The sequence below is a fragment of the Pedobacter sp. G11 genome (genome assembly GCF_003860265.1).
GTDB classification, from domain to species: Bacteria; Bacteroidota; Bacteroidia; order Sphingobacteriales; family Sphingobacteriaceae; genus Pedobacter; species Pedobacter agri.
Map to the genome: position 1 here is coordinate 2,564,030 of NZ_CP034190.1, position 20,973 is coordinate 2,585,002.

Genomic DNA, 20,973 nt, shown 5'->3' on the forward strand with positions numbered 1-20,973 from the left:
TAATGATAATCCTTTTTTTCTAGACATACGGTGTCGATGGTTTTCATATCAATACCGCATTTATTATGCAGTCTCAACTCTGACATAACCCTATACTGCAGGTAGTGACGGCCCGTTGAATGGAATCAGGATGGTTCAAATGACGGAGGATTTAATTTAGAACCTCAACCAGATTTTTCGAAAATAGAGGAATCATTTGAAATGTTTATAATTTAGGCTACATGTACTATACCGCCATCACCAGCAGTTGTTTCATTAGTTATTATACAGTAGTGACAACCAACTGTGACTTTGTTCATTATATCCCGTTATTATTTATCTTTACTGCTGGTATATCTTTTTTGCAAATCAGGAAGAGGCAATCGTTAATTAAAAATGAAGATCTCCATCATTACTGTAGTTTATAATGCAGAGCAATACATCAAATATTGTATCGAATCAATTATTAATCAATCCTATCCCGATATCGAATATATCGTAATCGATGGCGGTTCAACTGATCGTACATTAGAGATAATAGAAAGGTATCTACAATACATTACTCATTTCAAATCCGAGAAAGATGAAGGGCTTTACGATGCCATTAACAAAGGTATAAAACTGGCTTCGGGCGATGTGGTAGGGCTACTTAATGCAGATGACATGTTGATAAATAATGAAGTGATTTCTGAAATTGCTAATGCTTTTACTATTTACCCAGGAGTAGAGGCTGTTCACGGAGATCTTAATTATATCAACCCAGCAAATATGAAAGTGGTTCGGCAGTGGAGATCATACCAGGCAAATAGAATTGATGTCGAAAAAGGATGGATGCCTGCTCACCCAACCCTATATATAAAAAGAGAACTATTTCAATCTTATGGTAATTATGCCTTGAATATGGGCACTGCGGCAGATTATGATTTGATACTACGATATTTTCATACCTTCAACCTGAAAGCGGTTTATTTGCCTTTTTTAATGGTTAATATGCGTTTGGGTGGACTTAGTAATCGGAATATTTTAAGTCTTTGGAAAGCAATGAAATTCGATTACAAGGCATTAAAACGGAATAAGATCCCAAAAGCATTGCTAGTTTTATTAAGGAAAAAATTAAGTAAATTAAATCAATTTTAAGATTCTTTCCTGTTACCTCATGATTTTATCTAAGCACCAGCTAAGCCTTTACGTTGGTGTAAAGTTCTGCTATTTTACCGATGTGGTATAGATTTCGGCATAACAAGTTGGTTACTTGCTATTTTGAAAGAACTGTCGAACCGGCATTTGTCAATGTTTTGATATTGACTTTTTGTATCAATGCGCTCAGAAAACTTTGTTCGATACTTTTGGTCGCACGAAGGTAAAAGATCCATTTCAAATTAAAAAAATACACGTGAATTTTGACAAAATCATCTGCAAAATAGCATTAGGATAGTAATTAACTAGTATAATACTGCCTATCTTTGATCTATATCAAGGTAATTATCAAATCATAAACACAAAACCAACATCAATCCTTATATTTGTTTCAAACCGTTCCCGTTTTGTTTACAGATTTGATCAGCGCACATCCTGGCCTATTTTATGGCCTTATCGCCATATTGGCGTTTTTTATGGTGCTATTAACTATTCCTTCAATTATATTCACTTCACGTAAATACAATTTGTACGATCGCAATGACTTGCACCGGAAAAATCACGATTTAAGTATTTCGCGTTTAGGTGGTTTGGCAATAGTAGCTAGCTTTACCATAAGCATTTTGCTGTTTTCTGCGATGATTAATTTCAATGAAGCGAATTTCTTAACCGTTTCTTGTATCATACTTTCCGCACTGGGTTTAAAAGATGATGTATATGGCACCAATACCAGCACAAAATTTATACTTCAGTTAATGGTCGCCACAATACTGGTTTTCTTTGGTGGTTTCCGCTTGAGCAGCTTGTACGGCGTACTCAACATTAACGATATGAATCTGCTGTGGGGCGGTATCTTCTCTATTGTACTCATCATTTTTCTCAATAACGCCTTTAACCTGATTGATGGAATCGATGGTTTGGCAGCCAGTATAGGAATACTGGCCAGTCTTTGTTTCGGGATCGCCTTTGCGATGGCAGATCAGATACCTTATGCATTTATTGGCTTTTCGCTTGCCGGAGCAATAGCGGGTTTCTTAAAACATAACTGGTTTCCCGCTAAGATCTTCATGGGAGATACCGGGGCTTTGATCATCGGTCTTACCACCGCTGCCTTGGCTATAAAATTTATTGAGATCAACAAGTTTACCGGTGATAATCAGCCAACCTTTTACTCAGCGCCTGCTATTGCAGTGTCGATATTGATTGTACCGATATTTGATTCTTTAAGGGTTTTCACCGTTCGTATATTGAACAGAAAATCTCCGTTTCTTGGGGATCGTGATCATATTCACCATCGTCTGGAACGTTTGGGCTTAAAACCAAACCAAATTGTTGCGATTACCTCAGTACTCAATATCTTGATCATTTTGGCTACGGTTATGCTTCAGCATATGGGTAATTTCCTGCTCATTGCGCTGCTCATCTCCATTTGTATTGTGTTCAATTCGCTATTGACTTGGCGTTTATCCAGATTGAAACGTTAATTTTCTGTAAACAAATTACTGCATTACAGGTCTTCTGCTTTAATATCAAAATAAAAAGTAATTTTACGCCTTAATTATAGAAATGAATGAGGCTGGCAATTAATGGTTTCGGTAGGATAGGGAGAACATTTTTGCGTTTGGCTTTGGCCGAAGGCTTTGATGTTGTGGCTATTAATGATTTAGCCGATGCTAAAACAATGGCACACTTATTTAAATATGATAGTATTCACGGCGTTTATCCAAAACAGGTTTGCGCCAAACCCGATGCCATCGTGATTGAGAAACAATCAATTCCTGTTTTTTCGATAAAAGAAGCGCAAGAGCTTCCCTGGTCTGCTTTGAGAGTTGATCTTGTTGTTGATTGCACCGGCAGAAATTTAACAATGGAAGCTGCGGAAAAACACATTGAAGCTGGTGCCCGGCAGGTATTAATTTCTGCACCAGCAGCAGACGAAATACCGATGATCGTTTTGGGGGTGAATGACGATAAAATTGATTTGTCGTTTAAGATACTTTCAAATGCAAGTTGTACCACCAATAACATCGCTCCGATGATCAAAATTTTGAACGATAACTGGGGGGTAGAGGAAGGTTATATCACCACCATACATTCCATGACTGGCGATCAGAATTTGCATGATGCTAACCATAAAGACTTAAGAAGGGCAAGAGCAGCTTCATCATCCATTATTCCTACCACCACAGGTGCGGCGAAAGCCATTACCCATATCTTTCCGGAGTTGGAAGGACGTTTAGGCGGAGCAGGAATTAGGGTACCAGTGTTGAATGGCTCCCTTACCGATTTTACCTGTCTTTTGAAAAAGAAAACCACCATTGAAGAAATCAATGCTGCGTTTAAACTGGCTGCTGAAAACGAACTAAAGGGCATTCTTGAATATACAGAAGATCCGATAGTTTCAGTTGATATCATTGATAATCCGCACTCTTGCACTTTTGATTCATTACTAACATCCATCGTTGGCGATATGGTAAAAGTGGTAGGTTGGTATGATAATGAGTATGGATACAGCAACCGGCTAATCGATGTGATAAAAAAAATCAGCTCATTGAATGCTGATGTGAACATTGATTAAGATGTATAAGAGCTTGATTTTTATTTCTTTACGCTTTGGTTCTCCATAGATGATTTTTAAACGCTTTATTTATACTCGTACAAGCCTTTAAGGGAATAGGCATGGAAGTAGCTTTTTGTTCTTAGGCTCGCCAGCTAAAATGGAAAAATTATCGTCGTAGTCCCATATAATTCCCGGAATGGCAAGTGATTGCAATTCGTTTTTTACTATTGATAAGTAGTTACATACGCTAATGAATGGTGCATGCTTGCGGTATACTCCATATTCGCTGCAAAGTACTGGAACGCGGTTTTTTTTCGACCAATTTTTAATAATCATCAGCTTATCGTGAATCGCCCCTTTTTTGCCCTCATTTACATAATTTAAATAATTTTTTTCACCGGCCGTCCCTTTAGCTTCAGTGTTTAGTTTGGGCATTTTATCTGCAGCATAGGGAAATGGAATTCCAGTCGTTGTTACCTGTTTTCCGATCCATGTAGCCCCTTGATGGGTGAAAATAAACGGCTCGTAAAAATGAAAGGTATAAATGATGTTTTTATCCAATAAGGGGGAGATTCTGCTTAGTTCGTAAATGCTATTGTAGTTTGAAGCGCCAATGATCAAGGTACGTTTCGGAGATGATTGATGGATTAGCTTAGTTACACTAGCGGCGATAGGTAACCATTTTGCATCCTCTAATGTGGGTTCGTTAAAGAGTTCAAAGTACAATAGCGAGGAGGATACATGACGATATCTCTTTTCAAGCATTGCCCAAAGCATTTTAAGTCTTTCTTCATCTTCATTTAAGCTTTGGTTCTGAAGCCTCCCGGAATGATTAACTAGGATAAGCTTAAAAGCGAAACGCTGGCATAGCTTTAACACATTGTCAATGTTGGAAATTATTGCGTTTTTTTCTTCATCGTTTCCAGATAAATAAAATCTCTCAAACGCAACGGGCAGTCTTATTGTACGAATTCCGGCAGAAGCAAGAAGATTAAAATCTTCCTGCTTGAGTTTTTTATGATATAGCCCTCCCGAATTCCAGGTTTGTTCTAGCCAGGATACATTGATACCGGATCCAATGGTTTTCAAACGCGAGGAGGCAAGGTCCTGCTGAGCGGATAAATCATAAAAACAAAATAATGTCAATGAAAATAAAAATAATCCTTGCTTCAATGTGCTATTTGTCTTAGATTTATAAAGTTGTCCCGTTTCCTATGAAATTTCGCCCTAATTACGGCATGCCGCAAGCTATTGTCGTCGATGATGTCGAGTATAATAAACAAATTAAGAAAAACTCTTTGTATTATGCTAACATTATTGTTTGGACAGTGATGTTTTTATATCCATTACTGGGTATATTGGACTTTATATACGCTAATTCTATTTTTCAGGAACTCTTTCTTCTAAAAATCATTACGATATTATTAATTTATGTGGTATATGATCTTTCGAGAAGAACAGGCAGATCGATTAATGTTTCGCTGCACGCCACTTTCTTTTTGATTTCTGCAAATGCAGCGCTGGTTTGCAATGTTGTGAGCTTCGAGGTCGCCTCTGTGTTTTTTCTAGTCTATTCCAGTTTATTTATGCTATTCAATCTGGCCGTCTTCTGGCCAGCCGTAAACTCATTTGCTCAGCTACTGTCTACGCTGATTATGTTGTCAATAGGATATCACGCTATAAATCAAGTGACCTTGGAGACCTATTTGTCTCAAGGTGCCGGATTATTTATTATGATCGGATTTTTCTCTTGCTTTATTCCGCTGGCCCGATACGGCATTATCATGAAGAACACGCTGAATGGATTGAAGATCCAAAATACGACAACCCAGTTGTATGCCCTTCATTTAGAATTAATGGACAAAAATAACCAGATTGAACATTCTAATGCTAAACTAGGGGAACTGGTTATTCAACAAGATAGCTTTTTAGCACTGGTCCGATCGGATATTCAACAGTTCGTGATTTCGCTCAAAGACCTATCTGGCAGAATAGACGGAGAACGAATTACCAAGGGGGACCAGGCGAGTGAATGCGTGGAGGGGATTAATGCAAATATTGCAAGTCTTCAGCAACTCACAGAAATATTTCCAGATCAGCAAAATACGCTTGCAAGTGATATCCAGATTGATTTGACCTGGATTGATATTTATCAGTGCATCCAAACAATGGTCAATTTGATGAAGTCGGAATTTGACCAGAAAAATATTGCTTTTCAATGGATCAGTTCTGGTGGAAAAGAACTCATTCCACTCGACAGGATATATTTCGATCAAGTCCTCTATAATCTCTTTGCCAACGCGTTGAAACATTCAGACAATAAAAATGCGATCTATGCTGAGGTAGTAAAGAACAACCTGAAGACAGAGCTTGTGTTGAGTTGTGCGCCAAAAGACGTGAATTTTCCATTACACAAAGACACTCTGAAATCCAAAACACCTACCGTTCAAAGTCTCAAACGCGGCCTTGGCCCAGGTTTTTATGTGGCCAGGTTGATCACTGAAAAGATGGGGGGGAAGCTCACCTATGACCAAGGGCAACAACATGTTTCCTACACCCTTAAATTTAAATCCGAAATCGCGTAACCATATATTTCTCCATGAAAAATATAATTCTATTTTTTATTTTTACTATTTTAACAATATTCACATACGCTCAAAAACCTCCGCAAAGTTACAATTTTAGCGAGCAGGTAATTAGAGGGCTTGAAGGACAGTATACATACTATATCAGGGTTTTACCGATTCAGCGGTTGACCGGGAGCACATTATCGCTGGATGTGGAAACTTCCAAAGTGATCAATTTCCAGAAATCCTTTATCCATGTCTTGATAGATGATCAGCCTATAACTAGTGTTAGGATCGATGCTGACAGCTTGACAGGGCTAAGTATTGTATTGTCCAGAGCGGTGAGTTCTTCTGGTTTTTTAAAAGTGACCATCAAAACCCAGCTTTTCATAGGTGATGATCCTTGTCAGGATTATACTAATCCGGGTCTGTGGCTCAAAATTCTTCCCTCCTCGTCTCTTAGGTGGGCAACCATTGGCAAGATAAACCTTTCTAAAGTAAACCTTTCGAATGCAATCTATAGTAAACAGGCCATAGTTTATCCAGATGAAATCTCTCCAGCAGAACTTCGGGCTGTGGCAATGAGTTACACTAAGCTTCGTAAAAGTGGTGTAGATAAGATCGCGCTATACTCAGTCTCGCAGATGCCAGATTCGTTATCAGACTTTATCTTTGTTGGCTTATTACACAAGGCGGGATCCAGGCTCAGTATAAAGATTAAAGCGGATGCTGGTAAACAGGGTGGATTGCTCTATCTTTATAAGCAGAAAGAATACTTACCCGGACAGATTCCCCAACAAATACTATTTGTTACAGCCAACAATATTGCTGGATTGAATAAAGCAACCGATGCACTTATCAACCCTGCAATTCTTTCTGGTACATTTCAGGATCAGCTAATTGTTGAGAAAAGCGTTCATCGTGATTTTGAAAAACAAAACAGGCTGATTTTGGCAAATCTTCAGAATAGTCATCAGCTGATGAGTGGTATTGGCAGTTTAAGTCATGTGTATGAATTCAAGACCTCTGCATTCGCTACAATTCCCTCAGAGCTCAACTTAAAAATGCAGATTAAATTCACGGCGATGGCTAAAGACGATCGCGGCTATTTTAATATATACCTAAATGATGTGCTATTGAGTAGTCGGCAGCTGAATGAGTCTGGTGCTATTGAGGTGAATGCCACTGCTAACCGCTATCAAATCAAGAAGTTTAATACGCTAAAAACTGAGTTTGTCTTTTATCCTGCTAGCGGAATTTGTTCTGGAAAGTTTGAAAATTTCGTTGGACAGGTCGATGAAGAACGTTCCTATGTGGATCTTAGTGATAAGTTGACTGAAGCGCAGAGGAGTTTCTATGCTTATCCGGATTGTTTTCAGTCTCAGTCAACAATTTTGATCTCTAACAAAGTATTTCATTCTTCCATCAGAGCTGTGTGTGAACTCTTCGCCCACCTCAATGATCACTACAGTAATCACCTCACCTACCTTCCTGGTATTGATTTGGCAAGTAGGGCAGCATCTTATAAAGGAAATAACCTTATTCTGATCAGTGACCGTACTGAGAAACTATTAATGACTTTCGCTCAAATGCCCTTAGCCTACGAGAATGACTTTACTATTTACGGTGACAATAAAAATGAGATTCTATATAAATTGTCCAGTCCAAAAGGATCCGCTATCTCTCAAATATTTGAAACCAAGGATTATCCCGTCGTACTCTCAATTGCAATTCCAAATGATCGCGGATCGGAATATTTATTCGCAAACGCGATCAAGGATCTCAATGAGCAGGTAAACCTGCTGGCCGGAAATACTTTAATCAGCAACCAGGATAGTCATTTGGTTTTCAATCTGGAGACAAGCAATAACAATATTGTCTATGAGGGCCAGGGACTTGGACGCTGGGCAATCTTTTGGCAGAAATACAAATTGCTCGCGCTATCGCTAATTCTTGTACTTGTTTTTTTAGGCTATTTGTACGTCCGATCTAAAGTTAAAAATGCGCAAAAAATTATCTCATCATAATGTTGATCCAAATGAATGTCAAAAGATTAAATCTGATTGTTTTCTGCTTTTTCTCACTGATAAGCATCGAGACTATGGCCAGCGGATTTCCAATGGGCAGGCGTAAAACCCTTCTCTCTCCATACTTTAGCTATTTCGCAAGTACCAGCTCAAGAGATCTCAGTGGTAATAAAGCCCCTTATGGAAACAATGGACGGTTCAGTTCAGTAACAGCACAAATCTATCTTGAATATGGAATTACGGATAGATTGGATTTTGTGGCCAAAATCCCATTCTCCTTTTCCCAATATCAAGATGATTATCTCAACAATGTTAACAACGCCCCCTCAGATTTAGAAGTAGGTCTGAAATATAATATTCTGCATTTCAATGAACAAAAATATTATTTCTCCGCTCAGGCACTGGCAAGTATTCCTGCTTATTCTAAAAATCGAAATCCCGCAACAGGCTATGGTAAGTTTGGATCAGAACTTAAACTTATGATCAGTGGAAGTGAAAGGCGTGCTTATTTTAATATTGAAGGGGGGTATAGGCAATACTATGGAAACCCTACAGGTCAGGTTGGACAGTTGACTTATATCTCAACCTCAGGACTGCACTTAGGAAAAAGCAATCAATTGGTTGGTGAGTTAAGCGGCGTGAGTTCTTTTAGATCAAGTCAATTCACCCCAGCGAACCCTGCCTCCAACACAGAGTTTACTTTTGTAAAAGCCAATATCGCAATCGGACAACGAGTGTGGAAAGAGAATTGGATCTTTTTAGGTGTTTTTCACGATATAGTTAATAGGAATTCTGGAATCGGAGAAGGGGGCACACTTACAGGCATATTTCGCTTTTGATATGCCTGAACAGCGATACATTGTTAACCTACTTAGTGAGCACGGACTTCTGGATTATCAAGACAGGCAGCGCATAGCTCGTTTTTCTCAATCAAGTGGCATTTCGCTTATAAAAGTGCTACTTAACTTTGGATATGTCAGTCGAAAGGACTATCAACTTTGTCTGAAAAAAGGGGGCTATGAATTCTCTGATCTCCGTCAAGAGGAGATCGATATGGCGATCATTAGTCAGATGGACCTTAAAGTGGTTGACCGGGACTTGGTTTTGCCATTAAGGATGCAAGGTGATGAATTGATTGTTGCCCTTGCTGACCCCACCGCGACGGCTGATATGTTGCTTATCTCAAATAAATATGGTTGCAAGGTGAAGCCACTTCTAGTGTCTGATCTTGATATTGTGTGGCTTGGTCACAAACTTCTGGGTGATAAATATGTAAAGGCAGCAGTATTTGATTTGCTAGAACGGGATCCTAAGAGCTCTGCATTCATCACTTTTAGCAGTATGCAGCTTGTCTTCATTTTTTCTGCTATTGCAATTACTACAGTTTCTTTATTTCTTAGCTTCATTAATACTACGATATTAATTAACATTTTAATGAGTAGCTTTTTTCTCATTGCAATTGTTTTTAAGCTTTTTTTAGCCCTCACCGGCTCCAAGCTTGAACTTTTTCAGGCTGTAAGCAAAAAAGAACTTGCTTCCATCCGGGATATCGATCTTCCGATATTTACTATTCAGTTGCCAGTTTACAAGGAAGATAAGCTGATAAGAAAGTTAATATGGAATTTACAATCCCTTGATTATCCAAGAGAAAGGCTCGATATCAAACTCCTGGTTGAGGAGGATGATGATAAAACACTTAACGCAGTAAGGGATCTGGACTTTCCAGCGATTTTCGAGGTAATCGTAGTTCCTTTCCATTTGCCAAAAACCAAGCCTAAAGCATGTAATTACGGGCTTCATTTCTCCAGAGGGGAATATCTCACCATTTATGACGCTGAGGATGTTCCCGACACTGACCAGTTAAAGAAGGTGGTATCCTTATTCCGTAAACTTCCGTCCAATTACATATGCATCCAATGTGCATTGAACTATTTTAACAGGAATGAAAATCTCCTAACCAGGATGTTCACTTTGGAATACTCTTATTGGTTTGACTATATGTTGCCTGGACTCGGGACTTTGGATATTCCCATCCCTTTAGGCGGAACAAGCAATCATTTTAAACTTCGCAACTTGCTTGAACTTGGTGGTTGGGACCCCTTTAATGTTACCGAAGATGCTGACTTAGGTATCCGGGCATTTGCAAAGGGCTATAAGGTTGCATTGGTCAACTCCACTACTTATGAGGAGGCTAATAATGAGCCTTTCAATTGGATCAGACAACGATCCAGGTGGATCAAGGGATACATGCAAACCTATTTGGTACATATGAGGAACCCTGCCCAGCTCATTAGGAAAATAGGATGGAAAGGTTTTCTTGGCTTTAATTTTTTTATTGGTGCAACACCAGTAACTTTCCTGCTTTATCCGCTTTTGCTGACGCTATTTGTTTTTTATCTGGTTTTTGATCTTAAGAATATCAGAACGATATTCCCTGGTTGGGTTCTTTATATATCAATGTTCAATTTAGCGATAGGTAATATGCTAATGATTTATCTTAACATGATCGCTGTTTTTAAAAGACGTTATTATGAGCTAATTTTATTCTCGATCGCAAATCCGATTTACTGGCTGTTGCACTCTATCGCCGCCTATAAAGGCTTATGGCAATTGATTACTAAACCATTTTATTGGGAAAAGACTGACCATGGTTTAAGCAAGGTATCTGATTCCCATCATTCAAAAATTAAAGTATAATGAGAAAGATATCAACCGATCAACTTTTTGGTCTGTCGGTGCTAATTTTTATTTATTACCTTCTTATTGCCCAGAAACTGTTCTTTATGGGAGTGTATAGTAATGAAGGACTTTTTTTTGCGGAAAAGGGCGCACTGTTAGTTGAAGGAAATCTTGATGGCGTAAAGCTAGTGGGGCTTACATTTCCGCAGCTGCCATTTATGGTAACCTTTCTTTTTTCAATTTTCAATGCCACCTTTGCACCATTTATCACCTCTGCAGTCGGAACGGCAGCATTGTTCTTTATCATTGTAAATTCAACAAGAGGCCATCAATACGGATCTTGGCTTCTTCTGGGAGTCTTGCTGACTTTTGTTCTCCACCCTGCATTTATATTCATCGCCGTATCAGGAAAAAGTGCTTATCTCGGACTCATATTTTTTTATCTTTTTATTTCAAGTCTGTTCAAATATTTTCACAGTAATACCTCCTATCACATTTCAGTTGCCAGCATCCATTTTTCACTGCTGATTTTTTGCTGGTTTAAATTCGTCTGGCTCACGCTTTTCCTACTTCCGGTAATTTTCTTTGCAGCACTTCAATCCATGCAAATTGTCCAAAGTGAGCCCATGGAAAAAATTGCGTTTGCATTCAATAAGATTTCAGTCAGGCGAAAGCTAGTCAATAAAACGCTTGCAGTCTATTTGATTGTATTCCTTTTACCTATTGTAGCCATATTCGTCTTTAGATTGCTTAATTTATCCTACACCGGAGATGCGAACCATTTTCTTGACAGCCCTTATGCAAATCACTCGGCCATTATCAACCAAACCGAAAATCTCAACAGCTACAATGAGCTTAGGTTCAATAGCGTTTTTCCTGAGGTAAACTTTCTGATCACAATTCGTATCATGATTTTTGCCCCCTTACTGCTGATTTGTGTTGGGATGCTCAAAAATATGAGCAGAAATGTAATGGTTATTCTTGCGCTATTTTTTTTTATGGAGTTTCTGAAAATGAAGTATCCTGGCGTGTATATTCCCGTTCAGTTCTATGCTGCCTTCATCTGCGTTTGCTGGGCCCTTATAATAAATTCACGGAACATACGCGTTTTTCGCTTTACCAAACAGTTTTATTTTGCATTAATCTTATTGCAAATTATTACCGGATACCTGCTAATTAGCTCAAGTTTTGTTCCAGAAGAACGTAAGTATTTAAATGCTTTAGCTAGTATACTTTTAACCCAGAAGATTGAGGTAGATGAGGACAAAGCGATTTCCGAGGCTATTGCAAAGTTGGAAATCAATAAGGGCATTCTCTCTGATGATGCCACCTCCTACCGAATCATAGCACTAACTGGCTCTACCCGCTGTTTTTTAACACCTGGAGAAGGAAAGTTTCTCGCTGCATTAGGCCAGCCTCAGCACAATGTGTCCTATGTTCTGATTAGTAAAACTCAAAATCCTTTTAATGGATTTGGGCTTTTAAATCAGAATACTCTTCATTCCTGGCGAAGCCAGGGTATCAGGTTTAGGCAAGTGATTGAGAATAGAAATTGGGAACTGTATTCGGTAGAGAATTAGTTTTGATTTTGTTGATCATTCGGAACTACAAAATTTCTTAATTCCTGGTCAAAACTAATCTAGTTAATATCAATAACGTGGTTTGATTTTTATTGTTGGAAAATATTCAAAATTGTGACGATTGATGCGTATGCACTTTCAAATGCTTTGTTAACTTTGCAAACGTTTGCGAAGCCTGCGAGAGGTCATTTTGATGTCTAATATTTCATTGCAATAATATATTTATGGTTAAATTCATCCTTCCAGAAGAAGTGCTTCCGCTTAGGAGTATGGTATTGAGAAACGGAAAACCTTTTCAGGATTGCGTTTTTGATGGAGACAAGGCATACGATACTTTTCACCTGGGGTATATTTCAGATGGGCAGATTAAATCAATTGCGAGTCTAATGCGAAATGATTTTTTTCCGGGTAAGGGTGAAGGTTATCAATTACGTGGTATGGCCACTCATCCCGACTATGGTGGTAGGGGCTATGGTGCAGCGCTGATCAATTTTGCAGTAGAATACCTTAAGGAATACAATACAGATTATTTATGGTGTAATGCCCGTTCAACTGCCGCAACATTTTACAAGAAATTGGGTTTTATTAATGAGTCGCCCGAGTTTGACATTCCGGGTATCGGCTTCCATTACGAAATGAGACTAAAACTAAAATAATATATAAACATGAAAACAATAGATCAGTTAGACTTTAAAGATAAAAAAGCGCTTATCAGAGTAGATTTTAATGTTCCTTTAAATGATGATTTCAAAATTACAGACGATAAAAGAATGCGTGCTGCATTGCCAACGATCACAAAAATACTAAACGATGGTGGCTCAGTAGTCTTAATGTCTCACCTGGGTAGACCGAAAGAAGGGCCGACAGATAAGTATTCTTTAAAGCATATTTTAGGTGATCTTTCCCGTATGCTGGATTTAGAAGTAAAGTTTGCAGATGACTGTATTGGGGAAAATGCAGCAGAAAAAGCAAAAAATCTATTTCCCGGAGAAGTGCTCTTATTAGAAAACCTTCGTTTTTATAAAGAAGAAGAGAAAGGCGATGTAGCTTTTGCTGAAAAGTTATCCAAGTTAGGCAATGTATATGTGAATGATGCTTTTGGTACCGCTCACCGTGCGCATGCTTCTACCTCTATCATTGCACAATTTTTCCCTGATGCAAAATACTTCGGATACCTGATGGCATCTGAAGTAGAAAATGCAGAAAAAATCTTAAACCATGCAGAACGCCCGTTTACCGCTATTATGGGGGGGGCAAAGGTTTCTGATAAGATTTTATTAATCGAAAAATTACTTGAAAAAGTTGATAATATCATCATTGGTGGCGGCATGGCGTATACCTTTGCCAAAGCGCAAGGTGGTGAGATAGGAACTTCGCTTTTAGAGGCTGATAAGCAAGAGCTTTCTTTGGAATTAATTGAAAAAGCTAAAGCAAAAGGGGTAAAGCTAATTCTTCCTGTTGATACCGTTATAGCAGACAAATTTGCCAATGATGCTGATAGAAAATCGGTAGATTCTGGTCAGATTCCAGCAGATTGGATGGGGCTGGACATCGGTCCAAAATCAGTAACTTTATTTCAGGATGTAATCAAAAATTCTAAAACTTTATTGTGGAATGGTCCGATGGGCGTTTTCGAGATGGAGAACTTTCAGGTAGGAACCAAAGCAGTCGCTGAAGCTGTAGTGGCAGCAACAAAAGATAATGGTGCTTTTTCATTGATCGGTGGTGGTGATTCTGCTGCGGCAATAGCTAAATTTGGCTTGGAAGATGAAGTAAGTTATGTTTCTACCGGAGGCGGCGCTTTGCTGGAGTACATGGAAGGTAAGGAGTTGCCAGGGGTAAAAGCCATTAACGAATAAATTTATCTTCAGTTTCTGCTGAAAAAACAATGCGAATGGGCGTGGATTAATTCCTTGCCCATTTTTTTTTGAAAGCTAGTTATTGCGAAGCAGTGTAGAATTTTATAGCATTGCTATATTTGCTAATCATTAGCCTTATCTTAGCAACGTATCTTAATGCTCCCAATGAAATTAACACTTCAGTATTTTGTTAATATTTTTTTTATATCCTTTTTCTTTTTTCAGGCATCTGCGCAAAACAGTCAAATTGTTGATAATAGATCAGTCACTACTCCCTTAACCTTTTCGCAAGGAATTTGTGGGTATCGGTGGACAAATGATCAACCCGGGATTGGGCTTCCAGCAAGTGGCACTGGTAATATTCCCAGTTTTACTGCAGTAAATAATACGAAGGTCCCTATCGTCGCCACTATTACAGCAGTACCTGCATCTTCTGGTTATGCTTACATTGCCGATGTTTATCTAGATGTTGTATCGGTTATTGATATTAACACCAATAATATTATTGCAAGGATCCCTGTGGGCAAAGGTCCGACGGGTGTCGCTGTAAGTCCAGATGGAGGCAAAGTTTATGTGGCCAATTACGATTCGCATAATGTATCAGTAATTGATGCCTTGGAAAATAAAGTCATTGCAACCATTCAGTTGGACAATGCCCTTGGTTCAATACGCGTCAGTCCCGATGGCAAAAGAGTTTACGTCGTTGATCTTAGTGGTAAATTGATTACCATCGATGCACTCACCAACACCCGGATGGCCAGTCTTTCTGTTCCGGCATCTACTTATTTTATGTCGATTAATAAAGATGGTAGCAAAATTTATCTTCCAAATGCTTATGGCGATGAGCTCCATGTGATCAATACTTTAACAAATACCATTGAGGCTACATTTTCTATAGGTTCAGGATCCAATGCCGCTGTGTTAAGTCCTGATGGTTCGAGACTTTATGTAAGTACACGAAATCAAACTGTTTTGGTCTTAGACGCCGCAGTTGGAACACTAATTTCAACTATTAGTATTAACTACCCGAATGTTATGACAGTGAGTGCTGATGGCAAACAATTATATGTAACCTCGCAAGGAAATAAGGTAGTGATAGTGAATTTAAGTAACAATAGTATCATTGCCAACATAGCGGTAAATCAATATGCTGAAGGTCTATCTTTAACAAAGGATGGGAGCCGTCTTTATGTGATCGGTCAGGTTGGAAGCACTGTGTCAGTAATCAACACAGTGAACAATACAATTATTAACCGAATTAGGGTGGGTTCCAATCCTTACTCTATGGGCGATTTCGTGTCTGGTTGTAACAGTGGTTCAATAACCTTTAAAATAACCGTTAATCCAACTATACCGGTTCCATCTCTTTTAGTCGAAGGTCCAGTGACTACCTTAAGTACGAGATATGGTACGCCATCAGAACCTACTTCGTTCTCTTTGTCCGGGTCAAACCTAAGTTCTGATGTAAAGCTGAAGGCTCCGGATGGCTTTCAAATTAGCACTGATGAGGTCAATTATTTCGACGAGCTTAATGTGTCTCATTCCGGGACAATCATTGGTAAGAAGATTTTTGTTCGTCTCTCGGCCAAGGCTACAGTAGGCAAATATAATGGTGCTCTTCTCATTAGTTCTGATGGTGCTGCCTCAATTGGCCTGCAAATACCTGAAAGTTCCGTTTCTCCGGCAATACTAACGATCATGGTAAATTCCCTGTCGAGGTATCAACACCGTGAAAATCCAATTCTTACAGCCCAATATTTTGGGTTTGTAAATGGAGAAACTCCGGCAAATTTGATTACTCTCCCTTGGCTCAGTACGCTTGCGGTTTTGGATTCGCCAGCGGGAGATTATGTGATCAGCGTTTCCAACGCAGCCTCTATAAATTATGAATTCTTATATATTCCGGGTTTGCTCAGCGTTCTGGCGGTTGAACCCGTCGCGCTTGTTCCAAATTCATTTAGTCCCAATGGGGATGGAATAAACGACTATTGGCAAATTAAAAATCTAGAAACACATATTGATTGCACAGTTCAGATATTCAATAGAAGTGGTAATAAAATATTCTCTTCTGTAGGTTATCTTGCTCCCTGGAATGGCACTTACAATGGAAAACCTGTTCCTGTTGGTACTTACTTTTATAAAATTACTTTCCCAGATGGAAGCGCAATACTTTCAGGAAGCATAACTGTATTGATGTAGTTAAATACCATTTTGGACAATAACCAATCTTCTTTTTAAGGGTGTAGTATTTGCTCTAACACGCAGTCGACTTCAGATTTTCATACCCCAAAAATTTGCAATTTTGGGGTATGTGAGATTTAAACCTTAATCTTTCAGATCTTGATGTGCTTTTTAGTAGCTTTAAGGCTTAATATGACTATTCTAGGAATTTTTTTCTCCCACCATACCAATAATTTGGGATTTTCTTCCACTTTTAAATAACAAGGTTGGAAACGCTTAGTTATCAGTGTATAAGCTTTGATATGCAGTAGGCTAATTTCTCATTTAGTCTTATTTTATGGGTAAAATGTAACAAAAAGGGTGTGGAAAACTTTTTTGTGGTAAAAAGTGGTAAAAAGTGGTAGAACTCTTTACTTTTACACTAGATAAAAAGTGTAAAGACCACTATGACCCAACTTTTAGGAGAATTCGATTGTAAACTTGACGCAAAGGGACGCCTTATGGTGCCTGCTGCGCTTAAGAAACAATTGCCTAATGCAGAGAATGAGGGGCTTATTATTAATAGGGGTTTTGAAAAAAACCTCGTTATCTATCCAAAAAATGTTTGGGATGCTGTAGTGGCAGATTTGGCCAAACTGAATATCTACGATGAAGAAAACAGGAGGTTTGTAAGGGCATTCACGCGTGGAGCTACTGAAATCTCACTGGATGCTGCCGGACGCGTTCTATTGCCAAAATCTTTAACAGAATACGCAGGTATCGCAAGTGATCTGGTTTTAGCTTGTCAGTTAGATCGTATTGAGGTTTGGGATAAAAAATCATACGAAGATATTTTCGACGACGTGCCTGAAAACTTTGCTAACCTGGCGCAAAAAGTAATGGGTAGTAAGAAAGGAGGTGCTGATGGCGAATAATTACCATGTTCCAGTAATGCTCCAGCCTTGTATTGATGGCTTAAATATTAAACCTGATGGTGTTTATGTGGATGTTACCTTTGGTGGTGGCGGACATTCAAGAGAAATATTGAAGCATCTTGGTCCAAAAGGCATTTTAATTGCTTTCGATCAGGATCCTGATGCGCAAGCAAATATTCCTGCTGATGATCGTTTTATTTTTATCGATCAGAATTTTGGCTTCTTAAAAAATAATCTTCGCTTAAAGGGGTTCAGGCAGGTAGATGGCATTCTGGCTGATCTGGGTGTATCTTCCCATCAGTTCGATGTGCCGGCACGTGGTTTCTCTATCCGCTCCAATGCAGATTTAGATATGCGTATGGATCAGCACCGTGATCTTACGGCAGCTCATGTGCTGAATACTTATTCGGAAGATAAATTACATAAGCTTTTTGGAATTTACGGAGAGGTAAAAAATGCGAAATCATTGGCTCGTGCGATTGTTACTGCTCGTCTTGATCAGCCTTTTACAGATATTGATAGTTTGAAATCAGCAATTTCAGCACACATTCCAAAAGGTAAAGAGAATAAATATTTGGCGCAAGTGTTTCAGGCTTTGCGTATTGAGGTAAATGCCGAGATACAGGTGTTGGAAGATTTTCTTCAGCAGGCATCTGAGGTATTAAAACCGGATGGTCGTTTAGTGGTGATGTCGTATCACTCTTTAGAAGATCGCCCGGTGAAAAATTTTATGGCAAAAGGTAAGTTTCAGGGTGAGGTAGAAAAAGATTTTTTTGGAAACCAGCAAAAGCCATTTAATGTGATTACGCGTAAGGCTATTGTAGCAACTGATGAAGAAATTGTGCAAAATAACAGGGCTCGCAGTGCGAAACTTAGAATAGCGGAAAAGATATGAATAAGTTCAGAGAAGAGGTAGAAGAAGAGGAAGAGATCGGGCCTGAACCGGAGTTAAAAGCTGCGCCCAAAAAACCGCGTACGGCTGAGGAGAAAATGGATAGTAATTCGTTCATCTCCAGGTTGTTTAATGATAAGCTGGTGTCAAAAGAGGCGGCAACCGATGCCTTGCCTTATTTGTGTTTCCTGGCTTTTTTAGGGATGATTTACATCGCTAACAGCCATTTTGCTGTAAACAATGTGCGCAGTATTGATAAGCTGAATAAAGAAGTTAAAGAGTTAAGATGGGAGTATAAGTCCTTAAAGGCAGAGCTGATGTTTAAAAGTAAACTGACAGAAGTAGCCAAAAAGGTAGATACGCTCGGAATTAAAGAATTAATTGAACCACCAAAAAAAATAATTGTTAAAAGCGATGAATATTAGGGCAAACATCTTGCTTCGTGTATATCTGGCATTTGGCTTAATTGTGCTTTTTGCTTTGGCGGTGTTTTTACGCCTTGGTCAGGTGCAGTTTGTACAAGGTAAAAAATGGAGAGCCATGGCGGATAGTTTATCTACCCGTTATGTTAATGTAGAGGCTACCCGTGGAAACATTTATTCCAACGATGGCAGCTTGCTGGCAACTTCTGTTCCGGAATATGAACTCCGTATGGATATGTTCGCCGGCGGGATTGCTGATGATAAGGTTTTTAATGAAAAAGTTGATTCACTGGGCATTAAATTAGCACAGATTTTTCAGGATAAATCAGCAAAAGATTATGCCCGTTACCTAAGAAAAGGTCGTCAGGATAGTGCCCGTTATTTATTGATTCACCGTAAGGTTGGTTATTCTGATTTAAAAACCATCAGAACTTTTCCGCTTTATAATATTGGTAAATTCAGTGGTGGATTAATCGCTGTTCAGCAGAATAAAAGAATTCTTCCTTTTCAGGCATTGGCTGCCCGTACCATTGGTTACAAAAATGAAAACGTGGCGAATGGTGTGGGTTTAGAAGGTGCTTATAAAGAATACATTAACGGAGAAACTGGAAAAAGATTGATGCAGCGTATTGCCGGAGGTGTTTATATTCCTGTAAACGAAGAGGCAGAGGTTGCGCCAAAAGATGGAGCAGATATCATTTCAACTATTGATGTGAATATGCAGGATCTGGCTCAAAGTGCCCTGGAAAAACAATTAATCAAATATGATGCGGATCATGGAGTGGTGATCGTTATGGAAGTTGCTACTGGTGAGGTTAGAGCTGTTGCAAACTTTTCGAAAGTTGAGGAAGGTGTTTATAAAGAGAAATTTAATTACGCCATTGCCGGAAATCAGGATCCGGGCTCAACTTTTAAGCTGGCCTCTTACATGGCTTTACTGGAAGATGAGTTGATCGACACAAATATGATGGTAGGAACCGGAAATTATAAAATTCCTGGCCACATGATTAAAGATTCTCACGGAAGTATTGGCGTGGTAACCGTGAAAAAAGCTTTTGAGCAGTCGTCCAACGCGGCGATCGCCTATTTGATCAATAGTAAGTATGGTGCAAATCCAAAAAAATTCACGGATCATTTGTACGACTGGCATTTGAACGAAAAATTGCAGTTGCAGATTCCTGGTGAAGCTAGGCCAACAATTAAAAATCCATCTAATAAAAGCTGGGGTAAAATGACTTTGCCGCAGATGGCCTACGGTTATGAGATGGAACTGACACCTTTGAAAATGCTTTCTTTTTATAATGCAGTTGCAAATGATGGTAAATATATTGCCCCCATTTTTGTGAAAGAAATAAGAAGATTAGGTAATCCAATTGAGCAGTTTAAAGCAAGAGTAATCAATGATAAAATTTGCTCGGATGTCACTTTAAGTAAGGTTAAGAAGATGCTTGAAGGTGTGGTGACTGATGGAAGTGGTAAACAATATGTACACAATCCACTTTATAAAATAGCTGGGAAAACCGGAACTGCGCAAGTTGCAGATGCGAACAAAGGTTATAAAGCGAAAAAACAGTATCAGGCCTCTTTCGTAGGCTATTTTCCTGCTGATAAACCAAAGTATTCTATGATTGTGGTAATTAACGATCCTAGAGGTGGTTACTATGGAGCCTTAGTTTCTGGTCCGGTGTTTAGAGAAGTGGCAGATAGAATTTACGCCAGCGACATGCAGATGTACAATGATGTGCCAACACGTCTGGTGGGTAATACGGGTAATCCTCCAACCAAGGCCGGACAAAGCAAAGCCACTCAAAAAGTTTATAAAGCATTTGGGTTTAAGCCGCTTTTTGCTTCCAAGTCGGAATATTACAACATTGTTGATACCAGTGCAGGTGAAGTTTTCCAGGAAAACACGGAACGTAAAGGTGTAATGCCTAACGTTTCTGGTATGGGATTAAAAGATGCCTTGTACCTATTGGGTAATGCAGGTTTAAAAACCAAAGTGATTGGATCGGGTAAGGTTACAAGCCAATCGATAGCTGCAGGCACCCGGGTAGGAAAAGGATTAGGTGTACAGATAGAATTGAATTAGAAGAAAGTCCGGAATCTAAAGTCAGAAAGTCTGGAGATAAATAATAATAGAGTAAAAGTCTAAATGCTTGTTACTCGCTACTTAATA

The 20,973-nt window shown here is 38.9% G+C and carries 16 protein-coding genes; 15 read left to right on the plus strand and 1 reads right to left on the minus strand.

From position 1 onward, the window contains the following. Positions 1-375: 375 nt before the first annotated feature. From EA772_RS11125 to gap, 3 genes are all read left to right on the plus strand, one after another. Entirely contained in the window at positions 376-1,116 is a 741-nt protein-coding gene (locus tag EA772_RS11125) for a glycosyltransferase family 2 protein (RefSeq protein ID WP_124913232.1), read from the plus strand. A 407-nt stretch (positions 1,117-1,523) separates the two neighbouring features. Further along, the gene (locus EA772_RS11130; RefSeq protein ID WP_124913234.1) at positions 1,524-2,600 is read left to right on the plus strand and encodes an MraY family glycosyltransferase; all 1,077 of its coding nucleotides are present in this window, start codon (positions 1,524-1,526) and stop codon (positions 2,598-2,600) included. Between the two features lie 86 nt (positions 2,601-2,686). Beyond that, positions 2,687-3,694, plus strand: a complete 1,008-nt coding sequence (gap, locus tag EA772_RS11135) for a type I glyceraldehyde-3-phosphate dehydrogenase (RefSeq protein WP_124913236.1) — start codon at positions 2,687-2,689, stop codon at positions 3,692-3,694. A gap of 87 nt (positions 3,695-3,781) precedes the next feature. On the opposite strand, the gene EA772_RS11140 is transcribed toward gap, so the two are convergent. Further along, positions 3,782-4,765 (minus strand): glycoside hydrolase family 5 protein, encoded by a 984-nt coding sequence (locus EA772_RS11140; RefSeq protein WP_168187524.1) that lies wholly within the window; start codon positions 4,763-4,765, stop codon positions 3,782-3,784. 125 nt (positions 4,766-4,890) lie between these two features. Between EA772_RS11140 and EA772_RS11145 the strand changes: the two genes are divergently transcribed. The 12 genes from EA772_RS11145 to EA772_RS11200 all read left to right on the plus strand — a co-directional run bounded on the left by EA772_RS11145 (position 4,891) and on the right by EA772_RS11200 (position 20,886). Next, on the plus strand, positions 4,891-6,261 hold the full coding sequence (locus tag EA772_RS11145; protein ID WP_124913240.1) for a hypothetical protein: 1,371 nt from the start codon (positions 4,891-4,893) through the stop codon (positions 6,259-6,261). Positions 6,262-6,275: 14 nt separating this feature from the next. Next, a complete protein-coding gene (locus EA772_RS11150; RefSeq protein ID WP_124913242.1) occupies positions 6,276-8,270 on the plus strand; it encodes a cellulose biosynthesis cyclic di-GMP-binding regulatory protein BcsB in 1,995 nt (664 codons plus the stop codon). A gap of 74 nt (positions 8,271-8,344) precedes the next feature. Further along, positions 8,345-9,109: a hypothetical protein gene (locus EA772_RS11155; RefSeq protein ID WP_124913244.1), complete on the plus strand. Its 765-nt coding sequence runs from the start codon at positions 8,345-8,347 to the stop codon at positions 9,107-9,109. Between the two features lies 1 nt (position 9,110). Beyond that, positions 9,111-10,967 (plus strand): glycosyltransferase family 2 protein, encoded by a 1,857-nt coding sequence (locus EA772_RS11160; RefSeq protein WP_124913246.1) that lies wholly within the window; start codon positions 9,111-9,113, stop codon positions 10,965-10,967. Continuing rightward, positions 10,967-12,529: a hypothetical protein gene (locus EA772_RS11165; protein ID WP_124913248.1), complete on the plus strand. Its 1,563-nt coding sequence runs from the start codon at positions 10,967-10,969 to the stop codon at positions 12,527-12,529. The genes EA772_RS11160 and EA772_RS11165 overlap by 1 nt, the downstream gene beginning before the upstream one ends. A gap of 224 nt (positions 12,530-12,753) precedes the next feature. After that, positions 12,754-13,185 (plus strand): GNAT family N-acetyltransferase, encoded by a 432-nt coding sequence (locus EA772_RS11170; RefSeq protein ID WP_124913250.1) that lies wholly within the window; start codon positions 12,754-12,756, stop codon positions 13,183-13,185. Positions 13,186-13,194: 9 nt separating this feature from the next. Then, a complete protein-coding gene (gene pgk, locus EA772_RS11175; RefSeq protein WP_124913252.1) occupies positions 13,195-14,388 on the plus strand; it encodes a phosphoglycerate kinase in 1,194 nt (397 codons plus the stop codon). A gap of 165 nt (positions 14,389-14,553) precedes the next feature. After that, positions 14,554-16,587 (plus strand): gliding motility-associated C-terminal domain-containing protein, encoded by a 2,034-nt coding sequence (locus EA772_RS11180; RefSeq protein WP_168187526.1) that lies wholly within the window; start codon positions 14,554-14,556, stop codon positions 16,585-16,587. Positions 16,588-17,015: 428 nt separating this feature from the next. Next, complete coding sequence (gene mraZ, locus EA772_RS11185; RefSeq protein WP_010601601.1) at positions 17,016-17,483, plus strand: division/cell wall cluster transcriptional repressor MraZ; 468 nt, start codon at positions 17,016-17,018, stop codon at positions 17,481-17,483. Next, positions 17,473-18,378: a 16S rRNA (cytosine(1402)-N(4))-methyltransferase RsmH gene (rsmH, locus tag EA772_RS11190; protein ID WP_124913256.1), complete on the plus strand. Its 906-nt coding sequence runs from the start codon at positions 17,473-17,475 to the stop codon at positions 18,376-18,378. The genes mraZ and rsmH overlap by 11 nt, the downstream gene beginning before the upstream one ends. Then, positions 18,375-18,800, plus strand: a complete 426-nt coding sequence (locus tag EA772_RS11195; protein ID WP_124913258.1) for an FtsL-like putative cell division protein — start codon at positions 18,375-18,377, stop codon at positions 18,798-18,800. Before rsmH ends, EA772_RS11195 begins: the two co-directional genes overlap by 4 nt. Then, a complete protein-coding gene (locus tag EA772_RS11200; protein ID WP_124913260.1) occupies positions 18,790-20,886 on the plus strand; it encodes a penicillin-binding protein in 2,097 nt (698 codons plus the stop codon). Before EA772_RS11195 ends, EA772_RS11200 begins: the two co-directional genes overlap by 11 nt. The last annotated feature ends 87 nt before the right edge of the window (positions 20,887-20,973 follow it).